Below are 26,389 nucleotides of genomic sequence, written 5' to 3' on the forward strand. Positions count from 1 at the left end.
AACATTATTATAACGAATGATTCCATAGGTGTTCTTTATAGAAAACAGTACCGATGGAGCCATATGGCCCAGCAACCTTGAACTTATAGGCACTAAGCAACATGTTTTGCTCAAATTGGACCAAAAAATATTATGTCGCCAACAACACCAAATTATTAGATTATCCTCATTATTTTTGCAAAATGCTAGAAGACAAGAATCAAGAACGTACTGCACTGGAGAAATTGGGTGAATTTGGCCTGATCGAACACCTTACCAAAAATTTCGAACTATCCCAATCTTCAACCATTAAGGGTGTTGGGGACGATGCCGCCGTTATGGATTACAATGGCAAAAAAACAGTGGTTTCCACCGATATGTTGGTGGAAGGAGTTCACTTTGATTTGAGTTATGTGCCCCTTAAACACTTAGGTTATAAATCTGTGATGGTGAACCTATCCGATATCTACGCCATGAACGCCATGGCAACACAAGTTACGGTTTCGTTGGCCATTTCCAACAGGTTTCCCCTCGAAGCCCTGGAAGAGTTTTATGCCGGGGTTGCGCTTGCTTGTAAATTGTACAATGTTGATCTGGTCGGTGGCGATACTACATCTTCTACACGCGGAATGATAATAAGCGTTACCGCAATTGGCATTGCCAATGAAAATGACATTGTTTACCGCAAAGGGGGCAAACCAAACGATTTATTGGTAGTGACCGGAGACCTTGGTGGCGCCTACCTGGGACTACAAGTACTTGAACGGGAAAAGGAAGTGTTCAAGGTAAACCCGAACAGCCAACCAGATCTTGAACCCTACTCTTACATCGTGGAGCGACAACTAAAGCCTGAAGCCCGCAAGGACATTGTGGAACTCCTCACGAAATTGGAAGTAAAACCTACTTCCATGATAGATATTAGCGATGGACTATCTTCAGAGGTTCTTCATTTGTGCAAGCACAGTGATTTGGGATGCAATGTTTTTGAGGATAAAATTCCTTTGGACCCCACGGTTATTTCTGCTTCGGAAGAATTTAAAATGGATAGCACCATGATTGCCCTGAGTGGCGGGGAGGATTATGAATTGCTGTTCACCATTGATCAAGCTGATTTTCCAAAAATTAAAGGAAATCCCAATCTAACGGTTATAGGTCACATGACGGAAAAGAATGAAGGGATACATTTGATCACTAGAGCAGAAACCAAAATTCCGATTACGGCGCAGGGCTGGAATTCTTTTGAGAAATAAAAAATCCCGAAAATCAAGATTTCCCTACAACATGGTATTGGGGCACGTAACCAGTAGCAGTAGGTAATTACTTAAGTTTCCGGGATAAGATTTGGGCCTTTTTTAAAAAGAAAAAGGGTTATGCTACTTGGTGCACCACCCTACTTTTTCGTTTTCTGTACATATCTTCCAATGTACTGTTGATTTCTTGCATTTGAGGAGTCAATGCAGATAGTTTTCCGCTGACATCCGTTGTAACCTGTTTTTGGCAATGTACACATTTGTACTCTTTAATGTGCTCTGTTACTTTTTTGGAAACCACATAATGGTGCCCGAACAAACTACAAAAGAAAGAAGATAATTTTTTGCCATGCTGGATAGTAGATGTTTTCATAAGCTGGTTTGTTTGAAGAAAAGCAATGGTTGACGAAATGGGGCTTCGAAAAATGCTTAAATTGGTTACTTGTAATTTTTTGTTATATGAATATAATTTAGAGGTTACTCTTTTTACTGGAACGGATGTTGATAACTTTTTATTTTACGAACACACTGCTAAAACATTTTTTTCGATGAAATACCAAAAAATCGACTAAAAGACATCTTTTTCCGCCAAAAAACGCTTTTGAAAGATACTATATTGAAAACAAATTATCAACAACGCCAGAATAAAAAAACGTTAACTGTAACTGCATTTGCTCTGTTTTCCCTCTTTTTTGGTGCAGGAAATTTGGTTTTGCCACCGCTTTTAGGATACAAATCAGGGAGTTTATGGTGGCTAGTCACCCTAGGTTTCTGTATTTCGGGTGTTCTCATCCCTATTTTAGGAATAATGGCACATGCCAAACTCCAGGGAACCTTGTTCGATTTTGCCAAAAAGGTGTCGCCCATGTTCAGTGCCATATACTGCTACATAATTTATGGCATCGCCATTTCCCTGCCTTCACCAAGAACAGCTTCGGTGACCCACGAAATGGCCATTCAACCATTTTTGGACTCGTCATCGCTACTGACCAGTTTGATCTATTTTATTTTGGTATTTGTTTTTGCCATAAATCGCTCCAAAATAATGGACCTTTTGGGTAAATTATTGACCCCGGGCATTCTTATTATACTGATCGCGATAATTGCCGCAACGATTTTTTCCCTGGATTTTGACTTTGTAACTTCCGAGATGGAACGCCCTTTTAGTTCCGGGATTTTGGAGGGCTATCAAACCTTTGATGCCATTGGAGCGGTGGTCGTTGGGGCCGTAATCATCATTTCCGTTAACATAAAGGAAAAAACAGCCTCGTTCCAAGAAAAGAAAACTCTTATTGCAAAAGCGGGACTTTGGGCGGGCATTGGGTTGCTTTTGGTTTATGGAGGACTAATTTTAACCGGCGCATTGTTTGGAGGGTCTTTTGATGACGAAATTTCCAGAACCGCACTTTTACGAGGCATTAGCACCGAAACTCTAGGTCAAAAAGCCAACTTTTTCCTAAGTGTATTGGTAAGCTTTGCCTGTTTTACTACAGCCGTGGGCATTGTAACGGGTACGGCAGATTTTATAAAAGGTAGGTTCAACAATTCCATTTTAGCATATCGGGTCACTGCACTTATAAGTTGTTTTCTAGGGGTAATGGTGGGGCAATTTAATGTAGGCCATATTATTGCCGTAGCGGTTCCTGCGCTTATGTTTATTTATCCCATCACTATTGTATTGATTCTATTGAACGTGATTCCGGAACAATGGAGCTCTTCCAAAGTGTTCAAAAGAGTGGTAAGTGTAACTGTTCTGTTCAGTATTCCCGATTTTCTGGGAAGTGTTGGACTGGGCGATCATATATCCCATTATACCACTTGGATACCTTTTAACGGTTATCAATTAGGTTGGGTTCTGCCCAGTTTGGTGGCTTTTTTAATTTCCAACTTGGTTCACGGAAAAAAACAAGCGTAAAGTATTAGCCCCCCATTCGTTTAAAGCTACAAAAAGTAAAATTCTGTTTGGTGCCGAAAGGTGTGATATGGTCAAGTGTTCGGCAACTGATTTTTGTGAAGTTTTGAAACGTTTCTGCCATTTGAACTTCATTATATTGCTTAATATCCAAGCCACTGCATTTTTTGGGCCCGTTCTCGGAGAACGTGCCTAGAATCAAATAGTCCAAAACAGCTTTTTCTGCCAATTTCACGTAAGCCTGAATCTGATTTTCCTCTGTCAAAAAATGAAATGCCGCCCTATCGTGCCAAACATCATACCTTTCTTCGGGGTGAAAATCAGTGATATCACACTCGATCCATGTTACTTTTCGAGCTTTGTCTCCCAACCTCGATTGAGCTCTTTCAATTGCCTTGCCCGAAATATCAAGAACCGTTATATTTTCAAATCCTTCGTTCAGCAAAAAATCTACCAACTTACCATCTCCTCCGCCTACATCAATTATTTTGGCGCTCTTGTCCAAGTTAATTGCCTTTATCAATTCGAGTGATGTTTTTGGGACATCTTGGGTCCAGCTGACCTCATCCGGATTTTTTGTCCGATAAACGGTTTCCCAATGATTTTTTCTTTTTTGCATCATTTATAAAAAACAGAATCAAAAAAGGATTTCATTTTTGCAGCGTAAGGGACACCGTATCTCTCGAAAGTTTTCCTGGTCTGTGCATCCGGTTTCCAATCAAAAAAAGCGTGTCCGGCTCCTTTAACCTCTATGTTCTGAACCGTCTGCCCTTGCTCCTTTAATTCTTGAACGTATGGGTGCACTACGTTCTTGGTGACCAAGCCATCCTCGGCAGCCTTTATATTTGGATTGGCGTACGCTGTAAAAGCGAAAGCAAAAAGCAATGAAAAAATATAAGTTGTTCTGGACATTTTTTATACGATAAATTGCGAAAACCTAAGTTAAGTGAATCCAACAAAGGTCGCAAGTCCAGCACCATATATAAATCCGTAGTTTAAGGTTTATAAGAAAAGGTATTGTTATGGGATTGCCTCAGCTAATCGGAACCACGGTTCTTTTTGTTGTAATAGTATATAGCATAAGCAATTCCCGCCAATACCACAAAAGGGAGGTAACTCCCGATCACCACACCTATTTCGTATGCGCTATCGGGGGCTTCCTTAATTTTTTGTTCAATGTTGGATTGTTGAATCGACCAGAATAGATTCATATACATCGTGTTTAAAAAAGGGGTGTCACAGCAATTTATATTTGCTTAAATTGACACATTAACTATTCATCAATTCTTCTATCTCTTCAATTTCTATTGGGATGTTGCGCATTAAATTGAACGGTTCTCCTTTTTCTTGTATAACCACATCATCCTCCAAACGAATGCCCATACCCTCTGCAGGAATGTAGATACCGGGTTCTACCGTAAATACCATATTGGCCTTCATCGGAGTTTTCAACTCTCCATAATCATGCGTGTTAAGTCCTATGTGGTGACTGGTACCGTGCATAAAGTATTTTTTATACGCTGGCCATTCGGGATCTTCGTTCTGCACATCTGCTTTATCCAATAGTCCTAGCCCCAAGAGTTCCGAGGTCATAAGCTTTCCAACTTCTTTATGATATTCGGCCCAAATGGTCCCGGGCACCAACATTTTTGTAGCTTCATCCTTTACTCGGAGAACGGCACGGTATACCTCTTTTTGTCTTTCGGTAAACTTACCATTAACCGGTATGGTCCGCGTCATGTCACTGGAATAGTTGGCGTACTCAGCGGCTAGATCCATCAAAATTAAATCACCTGCCTTGGTTTGTTGGTTATTCTCGATGTAGTGCAATACGTTGGCATTCCCTCCAGATGCTATAATAGGACTGTAGGCAAATCCTTTTGATCGATTTCGGATAAATTCGTGCAGGTATTCTGCCTCGATCTCGTGTTCCCAAACGCCCGGTCTTACAAAGCCAAGTACTCGTCTAAACCCTTTTTCGGTAATATCGCAAGCTCTTTGCATTATTGCTATTTCCTCGGGTTCCTTGACCCCGCGGATTTTTTGTAGGATGGGGTTGCTCTTCGCCCATTGGTGCGCCGGATATTCTTTTTTTACCTTTTCTATAAAACGGTCTTCCCTGGTTTGGGTTTCCACCGCTTGCCTGTAGTGTTCGTTGGTATTAAAATAAATGGTATCGGCCTCGGTCATCAGATCAAAGAATATCTTGTCAAAATCCGAAAGCCAATAAATGGTTTCTATGCCCGACACTTCGGTCGCTTTTTCTTTGGTCAGCTTTGCCCCTTCCCACACCGCAATATGATCATTGGTCTCCCTAACAAATAAAATCTCCCTGTGTTTGGGATCCATTGCGTCCGGAAAAAGCAACAGAACGGTCTCTTCTTGGTCGGCACCGCTCAGATAAAAAATATCCCGATCTTGCTCAAAAGGAAGGGTGCTATCTGCGCCAATGGGGTAAATATCGTTAGAATTGAATACTGCAATACTTTTGGGCCTCATGTATGCCGTGAACTTTTTACGGTTCTTTACAAAAAGTTTGCTGTCTATTTGATCGTATTTCATATCTATATTTTGATTTGCTCAAATTTAGGTAATTGCCATACCGATGACAAATTCTTACCTTACCTTTCAAATTAAAACTATGCAGCTCAGCCTAAGTATTCCAGCTCTACTTTTTCCTGCCATTTCGTTGACCATGTTGGCATACAACGCCCGTTATTTGGCCATTGCCGCTTTAATTCGGCAATTGCACAAACAATTCGAGGAAACCTCCGCCCAACCCCTTAAGCAACAGATCAACCAATTACGCTCCCGTTTGGGCATAATTAAGAATATGCAGGCCTCTGCGATAGTCAGTTTTTTATTGTCAGCGATAACCATGTTTTTAATTTATGTGGAAATGCAGGTCTGGGCCAATGTAATATTTGGCATAAGCTTGGTCTTTTTAATGATTTCCTTGGTACTCTCCCTTTTAGAAGTTCAACTTTCCACAAAAGCGTTGGGCATACAATTGGAGAATATGGAAAAATAATAAGGGTTTTTAACGGTGTTTGTAGGAATACTTCTTTTTGGCAAAAAAGGGTCGATTTTCCCGTCAATTGAAATGGCCGATACACCAACCAACAAGGGGCATCGGTAAAATAGCGCCATTGATAACCTATGCTTGACTCTATTTTTGATGAAGACATGGATTCATCAAAAAAAGAACAGTTTTTATGCAGAGCGTTAAAGAGTTGGAGTTTTTTAAAAACATCCGGGAGATCAGGGAATACGAATTTGGCATATTTTATTTTTTTGACGGTTTGGTCATCTCCGAAATGAAAGAGGGTGCAATTTTTAATTGGGATATTGCCGAAAAGATCATCCTAGTTGCCTACCAACTTTTAGGAAAGGACAAGCCCATTGCCTATATCAGCAATCGAATCAACGATTACTCCGTTGTTCCCACCGATTGGTTAAAGTTTTACAAACATCGGCATCGATTGGAGCACTACTCCATTGTGGCCTATAACAAAAGTGGATTGGCCAGTGTAGTGTTGGAGCGAATGTTCTTTCGTCATAAAATCCGTCAATTTTCCAATCTGGAAAACGCCATTAAATTTAGTCTGTCCAAAGTTTCGGGTAAAGAAATCGACCTATCTGCATAAAAAAGCAGCGACCATTATCGCTTACCATTTTTTTCCACGTACCGAACGATTGCCTTGGCCACATTTACACCTGTGGCAGATTCGATTCCCTTGAGCCCGGGCGAAGCATTGACCTCTATCAACAAGGGGCCACTTTTGGATCTGATCAGATCAACTCCCGCCACCCCAAGTCCCAAATGTTTGGTCGCATTCAAGGCCATATACTTTTCTCGCGGTGTTAGTTGCACCTTTTGTATCTCTGCTCCCCTGTGCACATTAGATCTAAAATCGTCCAGTCCACTGGTCCTTTTCATGCTGGCCACAATTTTATTGCCCACCACGATTATTCTTAAATCTTCCCCGTTTGCCTCCTGTATAAATTCCTGCAACAAAATACTGGTATTCATATTATACAAAGTATCGATCACGGATTTTGCGGACTTTTTGCTTTCTGCCAAAATAACCCCCTTGCCTTGGGTCCCCTCTTGTAGTTTTATAATTACGGGGGCTCCGCCCAGCAATTCGATTTGATCTTCTACATTGTTGGGATTGATAGAAAATACCGTTTTGGGAATTGAAATTCCTTTTTTGGACATCAACTGGAGGGTGGCCACTTTGTTTCTTGCTTTTAGTATGCCAAGGGATTTTGCGGTACTGAACACATGGTTCAATTCGAATTGTTTTACGATCGCTGCACCATGCCTAGTAACCGTAGTGCCGATTCTCGGCACAACGGCATCGAACTCATCCGTAATGTTCTCGGATTCGAAAAAAATCTGAGGTCTTTCCCCGCTCAAAAGCACGGAACATTTAGTGTGATCAATATGCTCAACATAGTGTCCCGCTTTTTCGAACTCCTCCGCGATTCTCGCTGTGGAATACACGTTTAGACTTACGGAAAGCAGGGCAATGTCCATGTTTTACATTGGTTTGATAATCAATCCCAATATCGGTTAAAAATCCGAAAAATAAATCCTGAAGGGTTAAATCCCAGTAGCTTAAAATGAGTCTAAATAACCTGTTTTGCGTTGTTGAAAGCTTGTTAAAAACTCATCCGTGCCGTAAATTTGTGTAAAAACTAACTTCTGATGAGTTTGATTAAATCTTCGTTGGCCAGAAAATATGTGATGGCCCTATCGGGTCTTTTTTTGGTCATATTTTTGATTCTACACGTGACCATCAACTTGGCCTCGGTATTTTCCCCGGAATTTTTTAATGAAGCATCCCATTTTATGGGCTATAACCCAATGGTCCAATTTTTGATGCAACCTATTTTGATCATTGGTGTGATTGTGCACTTTGTGATGGGCTTTGTTTTGGAAATCCAGAACAAAAAAGCAAGGGATGTTCGTTATGTAAAGTACAAGGGCAGTGCCAATGCTCCATGGGTTTCCAGGAACATGATCTACTCCGGCCTGGTAATCCTTGCCTTTTTGGCCTTGCACTTTTATGACTTTTGGGTACACGAAATGGCTTACAAGTACATTGAGGCCAACCCTGAGGACCCAACACGTTACTATGGAGAAACCGTGGAGAAATTCGCTCCTTTCTGGAGGACCATTCTTTACGTTATTTCCTTTGTTCTGCTCAGCTTGCACTTGTGGCATGGCTTTGCTTCATCCTTCCAATCCATGGGTGCAAACAACAAATACACCGTTGGATTCACAAAATTTGCTAAAATATTTGCGGTAGTGGTACCCCTGGCATTTGCATTTATCGCCATATACCACCACCTTAACCCAATAACACATTAAGTATGGGCATATTGGACTCTAAAATTCCATCCGGGCCATTGGCCGATAAATGGACCAAGCATAAAAACGACATCAACCTGGTTAACCCTGCCAACAAAAGGAACATCGACGTTATTGTTGTTGGAACAGGACTTGCCGGTGGTGCCGCAGCAGCAACTTTGGCCGAGTTGGGTTACAATGTAAAAACATTCTGCTACCAAGATTCACCCCGAAGGGCACACTCCATTGCTGCCCAAGGAGGTATCAATGCGGCAAAAAATTATCAAGGAGATGGTGACAGCAATTATCGTCTTTTTTACGACACTATAAAAGGTGGCGACTATCGTTCCCGCGAAGCCAACGTTTATCGATTGGCAGAAGTATCCGGCAACATTATAGACCAATGTGTGGCACAAGGGGTTCCTTTTGCCCGTGAGTACGGCGGAATGTTGGACAACCGTTCTTTTGGTGGAGTATTGGTATCCAGAACCTTTTACGCCAAAGGGCAAACTGGACAACAATTATTGCTCGGTGCTTATTCCGCAATGAACCGCCAGATAAACCGTGGTAAGATCCAAGCCTACAACCGTCACGAAATGATGGACTTGGTATTGGTGGACGGAAAAGCAAGAGGAATCATTGCCCGGGATTTGGTTTCTGGCGAAATTGAAAGGCACAGTGCACATGCCGTTGTTCTGGCAACCGGGGGATACGGAAATGTTTTCTTCCTTTCTACCAATGCCATGGGAAGTAACGTAATGGCCGCTTGGAGAGCACACCGTAAAGGAGCATTCTTTGCCAATCCATGTTTTACCCAGATCCACCCGACTTGTATTCCTGTTTCTGGCGATCATCAATCCAAATTGACTTTGATGTCCGAGTCACTTAGAAATGACGGGCGTATTTGGGTACCTAAGAAAAAGGAGGATGCCATCGCCATTCGCGAAGGAAGGCTAAAGCCTACCGAACTGGCCGAAGAAGATCGTGATTATTATTTGGAAAGAAGATACCCTGCCTTTGGTAATCTGGTTCCAAGGGATGTGGCATCCAGAGCGGCCAAAGAGCGTTGCGATGCAGGTTTTGGTGTAAATAAGACCGGTGAAGCCGTATTCTTGGATTTTGCAGCGGCCATCGAACGATATGGAAAAGAAAAGGCACTGACTTCTGGGATCAAGAATCCCGATAAGGCCACGATCACCAAACTTGGTGAAGAGGTCGTCGAGGCCAAATACGGTAACCTTTTCCAGATGTATGAAAAAATTGTGGACCAGAATCCATATAAGACCCCAATGATGATCTATCCAGCGGTACACTATACCATGGGAGGTCTTTGGGTGGATTACAATCTACAAACCACAATTCCCGGTTGCTATTGCGCCGGAGAGGCCAACTTTAGTGACCATGGAGCCAACCGTTTGGGAGCCTCTGCCCTAATGCAAGGTCTTGCCGACGGTTACTTTGTGCTGCCATATACCATCGGGGATTATTTGTCCGACGACATTAGAACGGGAGCTATTCCAACAGATTCCAAGGAGTTCGAAGAGGCAGAGCAACAAGTACGAGACCGAATGGAAAAATTGATGGGCGGTTCTGGAATCCATTCCGTGGACTACTATCATAAAAAGCTGGGCAAGATCATGTGGAACAAATGTGGCATGGCCCGTAATGAAAAAGAATTGAAAGAAGCTATCGAGGAGATTTCCGCCCTTAGAAAAGATTTCTGGGAAAACGTGAAGGTTACCGGAACCATGGATTCCAAAAACCAGGAGCTAGAAAAAGCTGGACGGGTTGCCGATTTCTTGGAATTGGGCGAACTTTTCGCAAAGGACGCCTTGCACCGAAACGAGTCTTGTGGAGGTCACTTCCGCGAAGAGTACCAGACCCCAGAGGGTGAGGCTCTCCGAGACGATGAGAACTTTAAGTATGTGGCCGCCTGGGAATACGTGGGCGAGCCCAAAGACGCCAAATTGCACAAAGAGGATTTGGTATACGAGAATATTGAACTGAAGACAAGATCCTACAAATAAGAAACTATGAAATTATATCTAAAAATATGGCGTCAAAAAGACGCATCCACCCCCGGAAAAATAGTGGATTATACCCTTGATGGTGTAGAAGGTGATATGTCTTTCTTGGAGATGTTGGATATTTTGAACGAAGAACTGGTCTCCAAAGGAGAGGAGCCTGTTGAATTTGATCACGATTGCAGGGAAGGTATATGTGGAACATGTTCCCTGCAAATTAACGGCGAACCCCATGGTCCCGATAGACTGATTACCACTTGCCAGTTACACATGCGTAAATTTAACGATGGTGACACCATTGTTATTGAGCCGTTTCGTGCCAAGGCATTTCCCGTAATCAAAGATTTGATCGTGGACCGCAGTGCCTTTGACCGTATTCAACAAGCTGGTGGGTATATTTCCGTTAATACTTCTGGAAACACCATAGACGCCAATGCGATTCCTATTAACAAACATGCTGCGGACGAAGCCATGGATGCTGCAACCTGCATTGGCTGTGGAGCGTGTGTTGCTGCTTGTAAAAATGCGAGTGCCATGTTGTTCACATCTGCAAAGGTTTCGCAATTTGCATTGTTGCCACAAGGTAGAGTGGAAGCCGTGGAGCGTGTACAGAACATGGTTCGCCAGATGGATCTGGAAGGCTTTGGTAACTGCACCAACACAGGAGCATGCGAAGTGGAATGTCCTAAAGGTATTTCCTTGACGAACATTGCACGCATGAACCGTGAGTATTTATCCGCTTCGTTAAAAGGATAAACACAATACATTTTAATACTCGAGACCCAAATTCCAATAGGAGCTTGGGTTTTTTGTTATCTTGGAGTATGCCCAAAGAATACCCAACAGAGCGCATAAAAGTCCCTCGGTTCAATGAGGAGTCCGGTTTTTACACCACCCCTGAGCGATCCAAGATCATGGGCAAAATCCGGGGCAAGAACACAAAGCCAGAACTAGCCTTTAGAAGAGCTCTGTGGCAAGCGGGCTACCGATACCGTATCGACTACAAAAAGCTTATAGGAAAGCCCGATATAGCCCTTAAAAAGTACAAGACCGTTATATTTATTGATGGCGAATATTGGCACGGTTATAATTGGGAAGAACGTAAGCAAAAAATCAAGACCAACCGAGATTTCTGGATTCCCAAAATTGAACGGAACATACAACGTGATCAAGAGGTGAACCATGCCCTGAAGGAAAAAGGATATACCGTGTTCCGGTTTTGGGAAAGCGAGATTAAGAAAAACTTGGATGAATGCCTTGGTTTAGTCCTAGACCATTTAAAAAGTATCAAAACTGCTTCTTAACGATTTTGAATACCCGTAACACATCATCCAAAGGCAATTCAAAGTCCTTAAATTCGGGCGATTTGTTCAAATTATGACACTGGAGCGATTTATTCATCTTATTAAACCCTGTAAGCTGTTTACAGATAATCCTATCCGAACAAACCAATACATATGATTGGTTCCAAGTGGTCGGACGGTTTTTTGTAAACGACTCTTTTTTTATTTCCAAACCTAGCACGTATGCCTTGTTCGGTATTGAATCGGACGTACCATTGTTCATGGAATCCCCGGAAATTTCAAAAATTCGATGGGGTTCGTCGGTTAAAAAATCAATTACAAAACCGCCTTGGAACGGATTGGTCAAACTAGTGCTCTGAAGACTTTCGATATACTTTCTGTGCCACTCGACCAATACCAGAGGGGCCATTACCAAATATTTACCGTGCTCCAATGGGTAGAAAACGCTGCCGTGCTTGGTAAACGGCTGTCGTTTGGTGTACGCCTCGCCCATATCGTTGACTTCGTGCATGTAGAGTTCTGCAATGGTAAGCCCAAAATACTCGGCAATCTTTGTTAAATTTTTGATCGGGATATTCGCATCTTTGCGTTCGTAGAGCTGAATAGTGCGCAGACTTACACCAATTTCTTTCCCCAATTGTGATTGGCTAATATTATTTTTTCTTCGTAACTGCTTAATTATATACATTTATTTCTATATTGTGTAATATTGTTACGCAATACGCACTCAACGCAGCAATTTATCTAGTTTTCTGTAATTGGGTTACAAGCCAAATATAGAAAATAGGTTTCGACCCCAACATATTATTATTTAACACGACTTATGTATGGGATCAATTAAAGGGCTTGGGCCCATTGTAAAAACCGAACTGATTTTTAGAGATGAAGATTATGGAAAGCCTATTAACGAAAGGCTTTCCCTTGTGCTTCGACGAAACACCACAAAAAACGATTTTGCCAATATTGCCATTAAAAGCAATGTTAGCTTTTCTACCATTAGAGATGTGGTTTACCGGACCAATAGCTTAACCAAACTAAATGCCTATGCAATTTCGTTGCTTATCCATGCTGCGTTCGAGAATTCTTTTGCGTACAAGTTACAAGCAGAGGGGGATATTCTGTTTCTGGGAGATTTATTGAATCTCTAATCGCAACAACCAATCGGTTTGTTCATCTGTTCCTATAAGGTATGGGTGTTCTCCGAACTTTACAAATCCATGGTTCTGGTAAAAACGTATGGCCTTTGGGTTATGCTCCCAGACACCCAGCCAAATATATTGCTTGTGCATTTCTTTGGCCTTTTCGGTAATTCGTTTAAGCATCCGTGAGCCAATCTTTTTGCCTTGATGTTCATTGAGCACATAAATACGTTCAATCTCGAGAGCTTTGGGGTCTTGTACATCCGATTGGGCAGATTCAACATTTAGTTTAAAGTATCCTACCAATTCTTGGCCATCGTATACAAAATAAAAAAATGTGTTTTTATTGGAAAGTTCTTTGGCCAATTGTTTGGATCCAAATGCCTTTTGAAGATAGGCACGAAAGTCATGTGGATCATTGTCCTTTTCAAAAGCATCTGAAAATGTGATTTTGGAAAGTTGTACCAGAGAGTCTAGGTCCGTACTATCACATTGTCGAAAATAAAGTGCCATTCCATCTAAATTACATCTCAAAATACCATAAAAAAAGAGCCTAACACGATGTTGGCTCCAATTTTTTCAGGGGGATGAATACTGACCTATAGCATAAAAAGCTTCTTGATCAATAACATAAAACCTGTAAAAAAATCGTTTCTGTAAACTTGTACGTTCTCGTTCATCGTGGTGTTTGATTTTAGTGCCATGGTCAATAGGTTTTAACGGTGTTAATTTGGGTAAAAATTTCGATATAACCAAATATATAATCGATGAACTGCCTGTAAAAACTATTGTTGTGTAATCTCTTTTTTTTGTTGTAAAATTGCGATTGATTCGATTCAAATATTCATTTCGGGAATATCTCCTTCCACAATCAACTCTCCCTCAGTAGCTTTCTTGATTTCTTCCACCGAAACACCGGGAGCCCTCTCCAATAATTTGAACCCTTTTGGCGTCACCTCGAGCACCGCAAGGTTGGTCACTATTTTTTTTACGCATCCTACACCTGTCAACGGCAGTGTGCAGCGTTTTAACAGTTTTGATTCCCCTGCTCTGTTGGTATGCATCATAGCTACGATGATATTTTCCGCCGATGCCACCAAATCCATGGCGCCTCCCATTCCCTTGACCATTTTACCGGGAATTTTCCAATTGGCAATATCCCCGTTTTCGGCCACTTCCATAGCTCCAAGAATGGTGAGGTGTACATGTTGTCCACGGATCATTCCAAAACTAAGTGCAGAATCAAAAAATGAAGCTCCGGGCAATGTGGTAATGGTCTGTTTTCCTGCATTAATGATATCGGCATCTTCCTCTCCTTCAAAAGGAAAAGGCCCCATACCGAGTACACCGTTCTCACTTTGAAACTCTACACTGATATCATCGCGTACAAAATTGGCCACCAGGGTTGGGATTCCAATCCCTAGATTCACATAATACCCGTCTTTGACCTCTTTTGCGATGCGTTTTGCAATTCCATTCTTGTCCAACATAACTATGCTTTCTGTCTTACGGTTCTTTGTTCAATTCGTTTTTCAAATTTTTCACCTTGGAAGATTCGTTGTACAAATATTCCCGGAATGTGGATTTGATTAGGGTCCAAGCTTCCTGCAGGAAGCAGCTCCTCCACTTCTGCGACGGTAATGGTCGCAGCTCCACACATGCATGGATTAAAATTTCTTGCGGTTCCTTTGAATATAAGGTTTCCCGCCTCATCGCCTTTCCAAGCTTTCACAAATGAAAAATCGGCCTTAAAGGCGGGTTCCAGCACATACATTTTGCCATCGAACTCCCTAGTTTCCTTTCCTTCGGCAACTTCGGTACCATAACCTGCCGGAGTATAGAACGCAGGGAATCCAGCCTGTGCTGCCCGACATTTTTCTGCCAGGGTGCCCTGTGGTGTCAATTCCACTTCGAGCTCACCGCTGAGCATTTGACGTTCGAACTCATCATTCTCTCCTACATAGGAAGATATCATTTTTCTAATTTGATGTTTTTGCAACAACAGGCCAAGCCCAAAGTCATCTACACCAGCATTGTTCGAGATACAGGTAATGTCCTTAATGCCCAAACGTACCAGTTCGCCAATTGCATTTTCCGGAATGCCACATAGGCCAAATCCGCCCAACATAAATGTCATACCGTCCTTAACACCTTGTAAAGCTTCGGCAACATTCGCAACTGTTTTATTGATCATGCATTTCGTATTTATGATTGCCTGAAATTACGATTTAAATAAAAAAGCCCCAAGCAAATTATGATATGCTTGGGGCTTTCTTTTAAATTATTTCCGGTTAGAAGTCCAAATCATCCAAATCGTCGTCGGTATCTATATCTTCCTCTTCTTTTTGCTTGGAACAATCCACATTTATGGATAAGTCCTCCGGCTCTTCAAATGCATCTTGCGACACTCCCAGTTCTTCGTTGGCATAATTCTTTTTCATGTACAAGGCCCAAATAGGCAATGCCATCGCAGCACCCTGACCGTAAGCCAAACGATTGAAATGGATAGATCTTTCCTCACCGCCTACCCAAACACCGGTCACCAAGTTGGGTACCATTCCCATAAACCAACCATCACTTTGGTTCTGTGTGGTCCCTGTTTTACCAGCTATGGGATTATACAGCTTGTATGGATAACCCGTTACAACTTCTTTGTAAACTGTATTATTTACTCCATATGTATGTCTAAGCCTTCCGCCCGATCCGGCTTCGGTAACGCCTTGCAATAGGTTAACCACCGCATAGGCCACATCTTTGCTCAGTACATCCTTAGTTTCTGGTGTATATTCATAAAGCACGGTTCCATTCCTATCTTCTATACGGGTAACCATTACGGGCTTAACGTACACACCTTGATTGGCAAATGTTCCAAAGGCCCCTACCATTTCATAAACGGATACATCCGGTGTTCCCAGCGCAATGGAAGGCACTTCGGGAATTTCTTTGGTAATCCCCATGCTTTTCGCAATTGAAACCACCGCACCCGGGCCCACTCTATCTATAAGTTGAGCTGTTATTGTGTTTACCGAGTTCGCCAGAGCGTTCTTTAGCGTCATATCTTCCCCAGAGTATTTGCCATCGGCATTTTTTGGGGTCCAGGCTTCCATGTTTCCGTGTTTTCCTGGCTCAATACTATACTGATTGTCCGGCAAGGTATAGCAAGGCGAATAACGCAACTGATCAATGGCCGCTGCATACACGAAAGGCTTGAACAAAGAACCTGCTTGCCTTGCTCCCTGTATCACATTATCATATTGGAAATGCTTGTAATCTATTCCTCCGACCCATGCTTTTACATGACCAGTTTGTGGCTCCATGGACATCATCGCGGTTCGCAAAAAGGTTTTATAGTACCTGATTGAGTCCAGTGGGGTCATTATGGTATCTTTCTCGTAGGAATCACTGTTCCAATCAAACACGGTCATTTCCGTCTTTTTGTGGAAAGTAGCTTCGATATCTTTATCCGACAGTCCCTCGCGTTTTAGATGACGCCACCTGGCAGAGCGTTTCATGGCGTTTCGCATTATGGTGTCCACAGCGCCTTTACTGATGTCCAAAAATGGTGTAGTAGGGTTGCGCTCGGGCGTATTTTGGTTAAAGAACTCGGCCTGAAGGTTTTTCATGTGTTCCTGTACCGCTTCTTCTGCATTTTTTTGCATTCTGGAATCTACGGTCGTGTAAACTTTTAACCCATCCAAATAGATATTATACTTTTCACCATCGGGCTTTGGGTTGTCCTCTACCCATCGGTTCAACCAGCGTTGCATGTACATTCTAAAATAGGTGGCCAAACCTTCCCTATGTGATTCTGGGTTAAAATTGATTTTCATCTCCAAGCTTTGGAGTGAGTCTTTCTCCTTTTCCGAGATGTATCCATATTTTGCCATTTGGCCCAACACGGTGTTTCTTCGGTTGAACACCAATTCTTCTCTTCGTATGGGATTGTATAGCGATGAATTTTTGAGCATTCCTACCAAAACGGCTGATTCTTCTGTTTTTAGCTCTGTTGGTTCTTTTCCAAAATAGATTCTGGCCGCGGAACGGATACCATCGGCATTGTAGTTAAAATCATAAATGTTCAAGTACATGGCTATGATCTCCTCTTTGGTATAGTTCCTTTCCAGACGGGTGGCTATGACCCACTCCTTTATTTTTTGGGTAACGGCTTCGAAAAGGTTTCTGGATCTTACCCCCACAAAAAGCTGACGTGCCAATTGTTGAGAAATGGTACTTGCACCTCCTTTGGATCCCAGATAGGCCAATGCTCTGGCAAATCCCCTGGCATCGATTCCTGAATGATCATAATACCTGGCATCCTCTGTTGCAACTAATGCGTCCACAATATTTTGAGGCAAGGTCTCATAATCCACCCATGTACGGTTGTCATCCAAATAGAGCTTACCCAAGGTTTCGCCATCCGCTGAAATGAATTCCGTGGCCAGATTTGTCTCGGGGTTTTCCAATCGTTCAAAAGTGGGCATTTCGCCAAACGCGCCCCAAGAGGCCAATTGAAAAATAAGAACAACGGAAAGTATTCCTATTGCGAATACAATCCAAAACCACTTAATAAAAGGTCGAAAATTTTGTTGCTGTTTTTTTTGACGCTTTTTTGCCATTATTATTTGGGTGCTTTTTCTATTTCCAAACCAACATCTGTTACTCCTTCCAAAATATGGAGTCCTTCCACATTGCCATTTTTGCGCATGGCGTGCGAAACATTCACTTTATATACGCCAGATTCCGAAAAATCGATCATTTCCTTGTACCAAAGTTTATTTTCCTTTACGCTTCCCATTCCCTTTCCCAACCATTCTCCACTGGGTTCCGCCATTCTATATTCCAACGTATCCTTAATTGTGTTGCCGTTGGGATACTCTAACTCGGTAATTAAGAATAAATTGCTAAAAGGATAAGAATCATCATTTCTAATATTGATGAACAGGTTATAGGTCTGTGTGGAGTCCAGTTCGGAAAACTGAAAATCAACTGTTTTATCGAGCTCCCACTTTCCTTCCTTGATCGGCCGATAATCGGAATACACCAACAACTCATTGCAAGAAGATAGGGTCACTACTGCAATAAGAAGCAACAAAATTTTATTTCGCATTGGATGATGCTTTAGGTTTTGGCTTTCTTCGCTTTTTATTTCTTCGCTTTTTCTTTTTGGGCCTATCGAATCGGGTGAGACTGTCTTGACCGACCACGTTCTCGAAGGTTGTTTTCTCTTCGATCACATTGTCGGCAGCATACTCCTCGAGACTTGCCACTTTTTGATTTTTTTTGTTCAGTTCCAAAATTTCCAACACTTGATCTTTGGTCAAAGTGTGCCAAATTGCAGGTTCGTCCTTGTATGAAAACCAAAGCTTTTCCTTAAAAATATCTGCTTTCTGACAAAAGGCCAGGCCCTTGTTTGTTTTTAGCTTACAGTCCGACGAAGGAAAGTTTTTTAGGGCTTCGAGATACATATCGAGCTCATAGTTGAGACAACATTTTAGCTTGCCACATTGACCTGCCAATTTTTGGGGGTTCAAGGCCAGTTGCTGGTAGCGCGCAGAGGCCGTACTCACCGATCTAAAATCGGTCAACCAAGTGGAGCAGCAAAGTTCACGACCACAAGAACCGATTCCTCCCAAACGTTGTGCTTCTTGCCTGTAGCCGATTTGGCGCATCTCTATTCTGATACCAAAGGCTTTGGCCATGTCCTTGATCAATTGTCTAAAGTCCACACGATCTTCTGCCGTGTAATAGAAGGTAGCTTTGGAACCATCGCCTTGGAACTCCACATCGCTCAGTTTCATCTGAAGTTTAAGTGATATAGCAATCTCACGGGAACGCTTTTTGATTTCTTCTTCCTTGTCCCTACATTTTTGCCAAATATCAATATCCCTTTGTGAAGCTTTTCTATAGATCTTTGGAATATTCTTGTCCTCTGGTGAAACTTTTTTGCGTTTCATTTGAATACGCACCAGTTCACCGGTCAATGTAACCACTCCGACATCGTGACCGGACTTGGCCTGAGTGGCCACAACATCACCTATGGACAATTGAAGATTGTCCGAGTTCCGATAAAATTCTTTTCTGCTATTTTTAAAACGTACCTCAACGCAATCAAAGGGTTTTTGACCGTTGGGCAACGACATATTGGAAAGCCAATCAAAGACTGTTAGCTTGTTACAACCATCTGTGCCGCAAGTTCCATTGTTCTTGCAACCACGCGGTTGTCCATCCTTGCCGGTTGAACAACTGCTACACGCCATATTTAATATCTTGATTTAAGGAAATTTGAACCATCTCCTTAAATAGGGTTCATAAAAATTACTCATTGTAAATATAGTACAATTTGTGGCAGCAGGGAAATGCTACTTCTTGTATTTCAACACAGGGGAACGTCCTTTTTTAAATATTTTGTTGCTGGCGCCCTTTCCCTTTCGCAAACGTTTTTGTTCTTCATAAGGTAAAGCATGCACTTCTTTACATTCCACGGAACAACAATTGTTCATCTCTTGGGCACATTCCTCGCATTGAATAAACAATAAATGACAAGCTTCGTTGGCGCAGTTCACATGGGTATCGCAAGGTTTTCCGCATTGGTGGCAGTGCGCTATCACTTCGTCAGAAATTCGTTCGCCCCTCCTATGGTCAAAAACAAAGTTCTTACCGAGAAATTTGTTTTCCAAATTCTTTTCGCGCACTTGTCTGGTGTATTCGATTATCCCGCCTTCTAGTTGGTACACATTTTTAAAACCTTTGTGTTTGTAGTAGGCACTGGCTTTTTCGCAGCGGATACCTCCCGTGCAGTACATCACAAGTTTTTTATCCTCCTTGTGCTCAGCTAAATTTTGCTCAATAATATCGAGTGAATCTCGAAAGGTGTCTACATCTGGAGTTATGGCATTCTTAAAATGGCCTATCTCACTTTCGTAGTGGTTGCGCATATCCACCAACACAGTATTTTCGTCCTCAATAAGTTCGTTGAATTGCTCTGCTCCTACATGGACTCCTTTATTGGTGACATCAAAAGTGTCGTCGTTGAGGCCATCGGCCACAATCTTTTTGCGGACCTTTACCTTGAGTTTTAAAAAAGATTTATTGTCCTGTTCAATGGCAATATTCAAGCGTACATTTTCCAAGAAAGAAATGCTATCCAAATGCTCCTTAAAAATCCCGAAATTCTCTGCCGGCACCGAAAGCTGGGCGTTGATCCCTTCGTGAGCGACATAAATGCGGCCAAGAACATCCATGTCGTTCCAAGCCAAAAAAAGATGGTTCCTCAAAATTTGAGGATTCCCTATATGTGCATATTTATAGAAAGAGATCGTAAGCCTATCCTTGCCGGCTTCCTCAATAAGAGCTTCCCTTTCTTTTGCACTTAATGTATTGTACAGTTGCATGCTATACCTGATTAAGTTAAAGAATGGTCCTTTAAATTTTTTGCAAAGATAGGGATTGAAAACAACAGTAAATCAAAAGGGCCATTAGGCCCCCTTAATTCACTTTTTCTTTTTCACAACTAAATTTTCTTTTCTAGCAATTCTGAGCTAAATAAAGCTCTATAAAGATGAGTTAGTACACCCAAGATGCATTGTTATTAAAAAGGTTGCGTCGTCTTTGTGGCATGTAGAAAGAAATGGTATTTTAGCCTTCCTAACAATTTTTACCATGAGCAAAGAGAAAGAAGCAAAATTAAAAGCCCTCAAACTTACACTAGATAAATTGGACAAAACCTACGGCAAAGGTGCCGTTATGAAAATGGGGGACAGTGTTGTTGAAGATGTCGAGGTTATTCCTTCAGGGTCGTTAGGTCTGGATATTGCACTCGGGGTCGGTGGTTACCCAAAAGGAAGGGTTGTTGAAATATATGGTCCGGAATCATCCGGTAAGACCACTTTGACCTTGCATGCGATCGCAGAAACTCAAAAGGCCGGTGGCATTGCCGCTTTTATTGATGCCGAACATGCTTTTGATCGTTTTTATGCGAAAAAACTGGGGGTGGATATCGATAATTTGATCATCTCACAGCCCGATCATGGGGAACAGGCCTTGGAAATAGCCGATAACCTTATCCGTTCCGGCGCCATTGATATTGTGATTGTGGATTCCGTAGCAGCCTTAACTCCAAAAAGCGAAATCGAAGGGGAAATGGGCGATTCAAAAATGGGGCTCCATGCACGATTAATGTCCCAAGCGCTCAGAAAACTTACCTCAACCATAAGCAAGACCAAGTGTACCGTAATTTTCATAAACCAGTTGCGGGAAAAAATCGGGGTAATGTTCGGCAACCCCGAAACTACCACCGGTGGGAATGCCCTAAAATTTTATGCTTCGGTGCGTTTGGATATTAGAAGGTCTACCCAAATTAAGAGTACCGATGGTGAAGTCCAAGGGAACAAGACCCGGGTAAAAGTGGTAAAAAACAAAGTGGCTCCTCCATTTAAAACCGCCGAATTCGATATTATGTACGGAGAAGGTATTTCAAAAATCGGCGAAATACTCGATTTGGGCGTAGCATACGAAATTGTAAAGAAAAGCGGTTCTTGGTTCAGTTATGGAGACACCAAATTGGGACAAGGCAGGGACGCGGTAAAAACATTACTGTTGGACAACCCCGAACTGTCCGAAGAATTGGAAGAAAAAATACGGGAAGCCATTGCCGCAGTAAGCGAATAAGCTTTTAATCGATTTTTTGGGCAGATTAACTTTTGGTTATGAAAATCCTACGCAACCCTTGATTGTACCGCACATCTAAGGGAAAAAGGATTTTTGATATGAAAAAAGTGTTAATGCCCGTTGTGTTATTTGTGGCATGCTCATGGTTCGTTTCCTGTGAAGTGGACGATGATTCCCCCAATTTTTACTTTACCGCGCTTCATACGATAGAGGCCGATGTGCCCGAATCTTTCGAATACGGTAGAACTTACGACATCGACATAACCTACCAACGCCCCAATGGCTGTACATTTTTTGAAGGGTTCGATGTGGTGCAGACCTCAATGACCGATCGCGATGTGGTGGTGATCGGATCCGTGCTCACCGACGAAAACAGAGCGTGTACACAAGCTGTTGAAGAAGTAATGGCCACATTAACGTTTAATGTAATTTACAACAAAGATTATACCTTTAGGTTTTATGCGGGAGACGATGCCGAGGGGAACCCGACCTATTTGGAATATACAGTTCCTGTAGCAACGGAATCCACGCAAAAGTAAAAATACGAATCCAGAATTGACCAACATTTGGATCTTGAAGAACTGATACATAACTGTAAAAAAGGGAATCGGCAGGCGCAAGCTGAGTTATACCGAAGGTATTCCAGCATCCTATTTGGTATGTGCTTAAAATATTCCCGGAACAAAACCGAGGCGGAAGATAATCTGCACGACAGTTTTATGACCATTTACGAGAAAATAGGGCAGTTCAATTTTAAAGGGTCCTTTGAAGGGTGGATCAAAAGAATAACCGTAAACACAGTTCTTCAAAAGTATCGAAAGGATCAACACCTCAATGTGGTTTCGGAAAACACAGAAGATGAGGTCGAGGTGGACACCGAGGCTACCGATGTCAGCCTCTCCACACTTTTGGGATACATTCAGGAATTGCCGCATAAATACCGGTTAACATTCAACCTTTATGTATTGGATGGCTATAGCCACAAAGAAATTAGTGAGCTATTGGGAACCTCAACAGGAACCTCAAAATCGAATTTGGCTAGGGCCAAGGCCATTTTGAGAGATAAAATAGAAAAAACCAAGATCAACATTGCTTAAATAGACAGACCATGGGGAAAAAGAATTTAGAGCAATTGTTCAAAGAACAGTTTCGGGACTATCAAGAAATTCCGGACCAAAAAGTATGGAGTGCCATTGAATCCTCTTTGGACAACAAAAAACAGAAGAAACGGATCGTGCCCATTTGGTGGTACCTAGGCGGTGTTGCCGCTGCCTTGGTGGTCGTATTGTTCGCTATCGATCCATTTGCCGGTGAACCGGCAGAGCAACAAATCATTACAAATGTCGAGGACGACCCCTCCTCTCCAACCAATGCCGAAAAGGATGTGGATACCGACACTTTCAATAAACCATCTCTTTCTCCTGGTACTGATTTAACGCTTGAGGACAAAGTTTTGGCAGATACAGAAAACTCCAAAAAGAACAGTAATTCCAAGCCTTCTAACAATAAAGCAAATACAACTTCGAGCTCATTGCCCACTTCCACCACCAAAAACAATTTCACTGTAGCAGATAATGTACCTGAAAATAATTTGGCCCCATCGGAACCTAAATTTTCAAAAAGCCGTGGAACAGCATCAGAAAGCAATGCGGTCTTGGCCTCCAATAAACTTGTTGGAGAACCTACTGATAAGCAGCAGTCTATTCCAACTACTCCCAATTCAGAGGAAGCAATTGCGTCTACCGAAGTAGAAAAGGATAAGATGGAAAAACAATCCATTTATGATGCCATTAAAGAACAAGAAGATCTAGATAAGGCTGTTGCCAACAACAACGCTGGCAAATGGTCCGTTGGCCCTTCTTTGGCACCAGTTTATTTTGATGCTTCTGGTGATGGCTCCCCAATCGGCCCCGACTTTTCTTCCAATTCAAAATCGGGAAACCTTAATCTAAGCTACGGGCTCACCGTAGCCTACGAAATAGGAAAAAAAATAAAACTGCGTTCCGGGGTACATCGCGTTAATTTCGGGTACAGCACCAACGATGTTCTTTTCTCCTCTACATTAAACGCCGCAGCAACGGACAGAATCGCTAATATTGACTACAAACCAAACCCAACAAACATAATTGTTGAAAGTAGGGATGCAAACAAAGGTTCGCCATCCGCGACCTCTAAAGAAATAGCGTTGAACAGTACTCCCGCCCTAGATGGTAAAATGGTGCAACAATTGGGCTACATAGAGGTCCCTTTGGAAGTAAATTATGCTCTTGTGGACAATAAGTTCGGTGTGGATTTGATAGGGGGCTTTAGTTCTCTGTTATTGGTGGATAATTCCGTGTTGTTGGAATCCAACGATTTGGTAACAGAGGTGGGTGAAGCGAACAATATAAATTCGCTGAATTTTAGTGCCAATGTGGGCATGGGCCTCAATTATAAGTTTTCCAAAAAAATCAAGATAAATGTGGAACCTGTTTTTAAATATCAATTGAACACCTTTTCCAATGTTTCGGGTAATTTTCAACCGTATTCCATTGGTGTTTACAGTGGTTTTAGTTTTAGGTTTTAGCATAAAGAAGTTGGTTAGGAAGATTGCTCCTCTATGCAATCATTTAAGCGCTCTTGTTGATCAAGAGCGCTTTTTTTAAACAAAATATTCGCATATTATTCTTACATTATGCCTCAAAACACAAACCAACTCCCTGACAATGTGAATGCTGATCAATTTGAAAATATCCTTATCTATTTTTCCAAATCCCTTATGGGCATGGAAAATGAAGAAGACATTCTTTGGGATGTTGCAAAAAACTGCATTTCCAAATTGGGGTTTGTCGATTGTGTGATCTACTTGGTTGACCCTGGCCAAAAAATGCTAATTCAGAAAGCGGCATACGGGCCAAAAAGCCCAAAAGACCAAACATTGTACAACCCTGTGAAAATTGCGGTTGGAGAAGGCATTACAGGCAGTGTCGCAACCACTGGTTCACCCGAACTGATTCTCGACACTACGAAGGACTCGAGATATATCGTGGATGATGATTTTAGGCACTCAGAAATTTGTGTCCCCATTAAATATGAAAATGAAATTTATGGTGTAATAGACTGTGAACACCCGGAAAAAGGTTTTTTTACTGATCGGCATTTAAAAATGCTATCTGCCATTGCATCTATCTGTGCCATAAAAATTAGAAGTGTGCGCACCAATAGACAATTGCTGGAAAAACAGCGTAAGCTTATTGAGGTAAGGGAAGAAATACTCGAGCTAAAGTTAAAAACACTGAGTTCGCAACTTAATCCGCATTTTGTGTTCAATGCCTTAAATGCCATACAATACTTTATTACTTCACAAAATACCAAGTTGGCCCTTGATTATTTTTCTACATTTAGTAAGCTTGTCCGGTTTTATTTAAAGCAGATAGGTCAAGACTCGGCTTCTCTGTACAACGAGGTCGACATGTTGAATTGGTATTTAAAGCTTCAAAAATTGAGATATGATGATTCTTTCGACTACACTATCTCAATGGAAAAAAATAATATTATTTCAAAAGAAGCTTACATCCCGCCTTTTGTAATACTTATGCTCTTTGAGAATATTGTGGAACAATCCATTATAAATGGAGTTACCGATCAGCATTTTAAGATTGGAATAAAAACCATAAAAAACAAGGTTACTTTTGATGTTGAATATCATTGTAAAGGGATGGATTCCGAGTCCCCAGACAATCATTGGTACCGTAAAAACATGATAAATTGGAAAGAGCAGATTGAACTTTTGAACACGGTAAAAGGGTATCAAATTTTCCATGAGACCACGAGCTCCTTCAACAATGGAACAGATATAAAACATATTGTTTTACAACTGCCCAACCTTGCTATATCGGAAAACGCAATGGATTAATTCAAATCAGTTCCTCAAGAATAACATCCCTGACCTCTTCCCTTAAGGTGGATGTGTCCTCCGGACTCAAGATCCCGGTTTCAAAAAATTGATGCACCCGTACCCGGATTCTACCAGGTCCGCCACTGTAAAAAGTAAATGAGAACCTCTTTTTGTTATCATAAAAAGTCATCGGCACCACCGGAATTTTATGGGTTATGGCCATTTTAAATGCTCCGTCCTTAAAACTGTCCAAAACTACTTCTTCGTCAGGGACCCCTCCTTCTGGAAAAATACAGATACTTAAACCTTGATCCAATCGCCTTTGTGCCCTTCGATACACACCTGTGCGGCTTTTAACACTGTCCCTATCCACCAAAATGCAAACTCTTTTATAGAAAAATCCAAATATGGGAATCTTTACCAATTCCTTTTTGCCCACAAAAACAAAAGGGTTTTTACTTACATGGAGCATCAACATAATATCGAGCATGCTGGTATGGTTGGCCACCAACATATAACTCTTCCCCCTATCCATCCGTTGTTCGCGCACAACTTTAGGAAAGCATCCCATACCGTACAAAATGGGACGAGCCCATAAATTTCGGGCCAACCAGAAAAATTGGGGATAGGTCTTCTCCGAAATTGTAGTGGCCAGTAGAAAGGGAAAAAACAGAAAAATAGGAACAGCCACCAAAATATAGAACCAAACCCTATACAACCAATGCCCCACATTTTTGATTATTCCAAGCATCTGCCAAAAGTAACCTATTTCCCAATTTTAATCGATATGGGATGTATGGGCATAACCGGTTCTTTAAACAAACAGTCCTATATCCAGCTTTTTTTATAATCAGCGGATGCTTACTTTTACGGTCAAA

Annotated in this window: 29 protein-coding genes; 14 read left to right on the forward strand and 15 right to left on the reverse strand. The window is 41.8% G+C overall.

The genetic code is table 11. The features are described 5' to 3' along the window. The first annotated feature begins 182 nt into the window (after window positions 1–182). The gene (gene thiL / locus AB9K32_RS13350) at window positions 183–1,229 is read left to right on the forward strand and encodes a thiamine-phosphate kinase (RefSeq protein ID WP_252081073.1); all 1,047 of its coding nucleotides are present in this window, start codon (window positions 183–185) and stop codon (window positions 1,227–1,229) included. Window positions 1,230–1,347: 118 nt separating this feature from the next. Here thiL and AB9K32_RS13355 read toward each other — a convergent pair whose 3' ends face one another. Beyond that, window positions 1,348–1,602, reverse strand: a complete 255-nt coding sequence (locus AB9K32_RS13355; protein ID WP_224835883.1) for a hypothetical protein — start codon at window positions 1,600–1,602, stop codon at window positions 1,348–1,350. Between the two features lie 243 nt (window positions 1,603–1,845). On the opposite strand from AB9K32_RS13355, the gene brnQ reads away from it, so the two are divergent. Continuing rightward, window positions 1,846–3,144 carry a branched-chain amino acid transport system II carrier protein gene (gene brnQ, locus AB9K32_RS13360; RefSeq protein ID WP_369885898.1) on the forward strand — a complete coding sequence of 433 codons (1,299 nt, stop codon included), beginning with the start codon at window positions 1,846–1,848 and terminating at the stop codon, window positions 3,142–3,144. 4 nt (window positions 3,145–3,148) lie between these two features. On the opposite strand, the gene AB9K32_RS13365 is transcribed toward brnQ, so the two are convergent. The 4 genes from AB9K32_RS13365 to AB9K32_RS13380 all read right to left on the reverse strand — a co-directional run bounded on the left by AB9K32_RS13365 (window position 3,149) and on the right by AB9K32_RS13380 (window position 5,703). Beyond that, window positions 3,149–3,763: a class I SAM-dependent methyltransferase gene (locus tag AB9K32_RS13365; protein WP_369885470.1), complete on the reverse strand. Its 615-nt coding sequence runs from the start codon at window positions 3,761–3,763 to the stop codon at window positions 3,149–3,151. Next, on the reverse strand, window positions 3,760–4,053 hold the full coding sequence (locus AB9K32_RS13370) for a hypothetical protein (protein WP_369885471.1): 294 nt from the start codon (window positions 4,051–4,053) through the stop codon (window positions 3,760–3,762). Before AB9K32_RS13370 ends, AB9K32_RS13365 begins: the two co-directional genes overlap by 4 nt. A gap of 125 nt (window positions 4,054–4,178) precedes the next feature. Then, window positions 4,179–4,352 carry a hypothetical protein gene (locus tag AB9K32_RS13375; RefSeq protein ID WP_224835886.1) on the reverse strand — a complete coding sequence of 58 codons (174 nt, stop codon included), beginning with the start codon at window positions 4,350–4,352 and terminating at the stop codon, window positions 4,179–4,181. Between the two features lie 58 nt (window positions 4,353–4,410). Continuing rightward, on the reverse strand, window positions 4,411–5,703 hold the full coding sequence (locus tag AB9K32_RS13380; protein WP_369885472.1) for an aminopeptidase P family protein: 1,293 nt from the start codon (window positions 5,701–5,703) through the stop codon (window positions 4,411–4,413). 79 nt (window positions 5,704–5,782) lie between these two features. On the opposite strand from AB9K32_RS13380, the gene AB9K32_RS13385 reads away from it, so the two are divergent. After that, complete coding sequence (locus AB9K32_RS13385) at window positions 5,783–6,172, forward strand: DUF2721 domain-containing protein (RefSeq protein WP_224835888.1); 390 nt, start codon at window positions 5,783–5,785, stop codon at window positions 6,170–6,172. A 184-nt stretch (window positions 6,173–6,356) separates the two neighbouring features. Beyond that, the gene (locus tag AB9K32_RS13390; protein WP_369885473.1) at window positions 6,357–6,788 is read left to right on the forward strand and encodes a hypothetical protein; all 432 of its coding nucleotides are present in this window, start codon (window positions 6,357–6,359) and stop codon (window positions 6,786–6,788) included. Window positions 6,789–6,802: 14 nt separating this feature from the next. On the opposite strand, the gene AB9K32_RS13395 is transcribed toward AB9K32_RS13390, so the two are convergent. Further along, complete coding sequence (locus AB9K32_RS13395; RefSeq protein WP_224835890.1) at window positions 6,803–7,684, reverse strand: RimK family alpha-L-glutamate ligase; 882 nt, start codon at window positions 7,682–7,684, stop codon at window positions 6,803–6,805. 168 nt (window positions 7,685–7,852) lie between these two features. On the opposite strand from AB9K32_RS13395, the gene AB9K32_RS13400 reads away from it, so the two are divergent. From AB9K32_RS13400 to AB9K32_RS13415, 4 genes are all read left to right on the forward strand, one after another. Further along, window positions 7,853–8,521, forward strand: a complete 669-nt coding sequence (locus tag AB9K32_RS13400) for a succinate dehydrogenase cytochrome b subunit (RefSeq protein WP_369885900.1) — start codon at window positions 7,853–7,855, stop codon at window positions 8,519–8,521. Window positions 8,522–8,523: 2 nt separating this feature from the next. Beyond that, entirely contained in the window at window positions 8,524–10,527 is a 2,004-nt protein-coding gene (locus tag AB9K32_RS13405) for a fumarate reductase/succinate dehydrogenase flavoprotein subunit (protein ID WP_252081070.1), read from the forward strand. Window positions 10,528–10,533: 6 nt separating this feature from the next. Beyond that, on the forward strand, window positions 10,534–11,280 hold the full coding sequence (locus AB9K32_RS13410; protein ID WP_224835892.1) for a succinate dehydrogenase/fumarate reductase iron-sulfur subunit: 747 nt from the start codon (window positions 10,534–10,536) through the stop codon (window positions 11,278–11,280). 68 nt (window positions 11,281–11,348) lie between these two features. Beyond that, window positions 11,349–11,828 carry a very short patch repair endonuclease gene (locus AB9K32_RS13415; RefSeq protein ID WP_252081069.1) on the forward strand — a complete coding sequence of 160 codons (480 nt, stop codon included), beginning with the start codon at window positions 11,349–11,351 and terminating at the stop codon, window positions 11,826–11,828. Here AB9K32_RS13415 and AB9K32_RS13420 read toward each other — a convergent pair. Beyond that, window positions 11,812–12,516 (reverse strand): helix-turn-helix domain-containing protein, encoded by a 705-nt coding sequence (locus AB9K32_RS13420; RefSeq protein WP_369885474.1) that lies wholly within the window; start codon window positions 12,514–12,516, stop codon window positions 11,812–11,814. The two genes, AB9K32_RS13415 and AB9K32_RS13420, sit on opposite strands and share 17 nt — an antisense overlap. A gap of 139 nt (window positions 12,517–12,655) precedes the next feature. Between AB9K32_RS13420 and AB9K32_RS13425 the strand changes: the two genes are divergently transcribed. Then, window positions 12,656–12,976, forward strand: a complete 321-nt coding sequence (locus tag AB9K32_RS13425; protein WP_369885475.1) for a hypothetical protein — start codon at window positions 12,656–12,658, stop codon at window positions 12,974–12,976. Here AB9K32_RS13425 and AB9K32_RS13430 read toward each other — a convergent pair. The 7 genes from AB9K32_RS13430 to AB9K32_RS13460 all read right to left on the reverse strand — a co-directional run bounded on the left by AB9K32_RS13430 (window position 12,962) and on the right by AB9K32_RS13460 (window position 20,358). Next, window positions 12,962–13,480, reverse strand: coding sequence for a GNAT family N-acetyltransferase (locus AB9K32_RS13430; protein WP_369885476.1), 519 nt, complete (start codon window positions 13,478–13,480; stop codon window positions 12,962–12,964). The two genes, AB9K32_RS13425 and AB9K32_RS13430, sit on opposite strands and share 15 nt — an antisense overlap. Before the next feature lie 323 nt (window positions 13,481–13,803). Then, complete coding sequence (locus tag AB9K32_RS13435; protein WP_224835897.1) at window positions 13,804–14,457, reverse strand: 3-oxoacid CoA-transferase subunit B; 654 nt, start codon at window positions 14,455–14,457, stop codon at window positions 13,804–13,806. 2 nt (window positions 14,458–14,459) lie between these two features. Further along, complete coding sequence (locus AB9K32_RS13440) at window positions 14,460–15,161, reverse strand: CoA transferase subunit A (protein WP_224835898.1); 702 nt, start codon at window positions 15,159–15,161, stop codon at window positions 14,460–14,462. Between the two features lie 97 nt (window positions 15,162–15,258). Continuing rightward, the gene (locus tag AB9K32_RS13445) at window positions 15,259–17,583 is read right to left on the reverse strand and encodes a transglycosylase domain-containing protein (RefSeq protein WP_369885477.1); all 2,325 of its coding nucleotides are present in this window, start codon (window positions 17,581–17,583) and stop codon (window positions 15,259–15,261) included. 2 nt (window positions 17,584–17,585) lie between these two features. Then, window positions 17,586–18,074, reverse strand: a complete 489-nt coding sequence (locus tag AB9K32_RS13450; protein WP_224835900.1) for a gliding motility lipoprotein GldH — start codon at window positions 18,072–18,074, stop codon at window positions 17,586–17,588. Next, window positions 18,064–19,224 carry a regulatory iron-sulfur-containing complex subunit RicT gene (locus tag AB9K32_RS13455; RefSeq protein ID WP_224835901.1) on the reverse strand — a complete coding sequence of 387 codons (1,161 nt, stop codon included), beginning with the start codon at window positions 19,222–19,224 and terminating at the stop codon, window positions 18,064–18,066. The genes AB9K32_RS13450 and AB9K32_RS13455 overlap by 11 nt, the downstream gene beginning before the upstream one ends. A 102-nt stretch (window positions 19,225–19,326) precedes the next feature. Beyond that, the gene (locus tag AB9K32_RS13460) at window positions 19,327–20,358 is read right to left on the reverse strand and encodes a rhodanese-related sulfurtransferase (RefSeq protein ID WP_369885478.1); all 1,032 of its coding nucleotides are present in this window, start codon (window positions 20,356–20,358) and stop codon (window positions 19,327–19,329) included. Window positions 20,359–20,626: 268 nt separating this feature from the next. On the opposite strand from AB9K32_RS13460, the gene recA reads away from it, so the two are divergent. The 5 genes from recA (at window position 20,627) to AB9K32_RS13485 (ending at window position 25,529) form a co-directional block, all read left to right on the forward strand. Continuing rightward, window positions 20,627–21,634, forward strand: a complete 1,008-nt coding sequence (recA, locus tag AB9K32_RS13465; protein WP_369885479.1) for a recombinase RecA — start codon at window positions 20,627–20,629, stop codon at window positions 21,632–21,634. Window positions 21,635–21,732: 98 nt separating this feature from the next. Continuing rightward, the gene (locus AB9K32_RS13470; protein ID WP_369885480.1) at window positions 21,733–22,173 is read left to right on the forward strand and encodes a hypothetical protein; all 441 of its coding nucleotides are present in this window, start codon (window positions 21,733–21,735) and stop codon (window positions 22,171–22,173) included. 27 nt (window positions 22,174–22,200) lie between these two features. Beyond that, window positions 22,201–22,731, forward strand: a complete 531-nt coding sequence (locus AB9K32_RS13475) for an RNA polymerase sigma factor (protein ID WP_252081060.1) — start codon at window positions 22,201–22,203, stop codon at window positions 22,729–22,731. Window positions 22,732–22,742: 11 nt separating this feature from the next. Next, complete coding sequence (locus AB9K32_RS13480; RefSeq protein WP_369885481.1) at window positions 22,743–24,200, forward strand: hypothetical protein; 1,458 nt, start codon at window positions 22,743–22,745, stop codon at window positions 24,198–24,200. A 108-nt stretch (window positions 24,201–24,308) separates the two neighbouring features. Then, window positions 24,309–25,529, forward strand: a complete 1,221-nt coding sequence (locus AB9K32_RS13485) for a histidine kinase (RefSeq protein ID WP_369885482.1) — start codon at window positions 24,309–24,311, stop codon at window positions 25,527–25,529. A gap of 1 nt (window position 25,530) precedes the next feature. Here AB9K32_RS13485 and AB9K32_RS13490 read toward each other — a convergent pair whose 3' ends face one another. Next, a complete protein-coding gene (locus AB9K32_RS13490; RefSeq protein ID WP_224835908.1) occupies window positions 25,531–26,262 on the reverse strand; it encodes a 1-acyl-sn-glycerol-3-phosphate acyltransferase in 732 nt (243 codons plus the stop codon). Window positions 26,263–26,389 lie beyond the last annotated feature (127 nt).

It is taken from the genome of Allomuricauda sp. XS_ASV26, assembly GCF_041224615.1.
GTDB classification, from domain to species: domain Bacteria; phylum Bacteroidota; class Bacteroidia; order Flavobacteriales; family Flavobacteriaceae; genus Flagellimonas; species Flagellimonas alginolytica.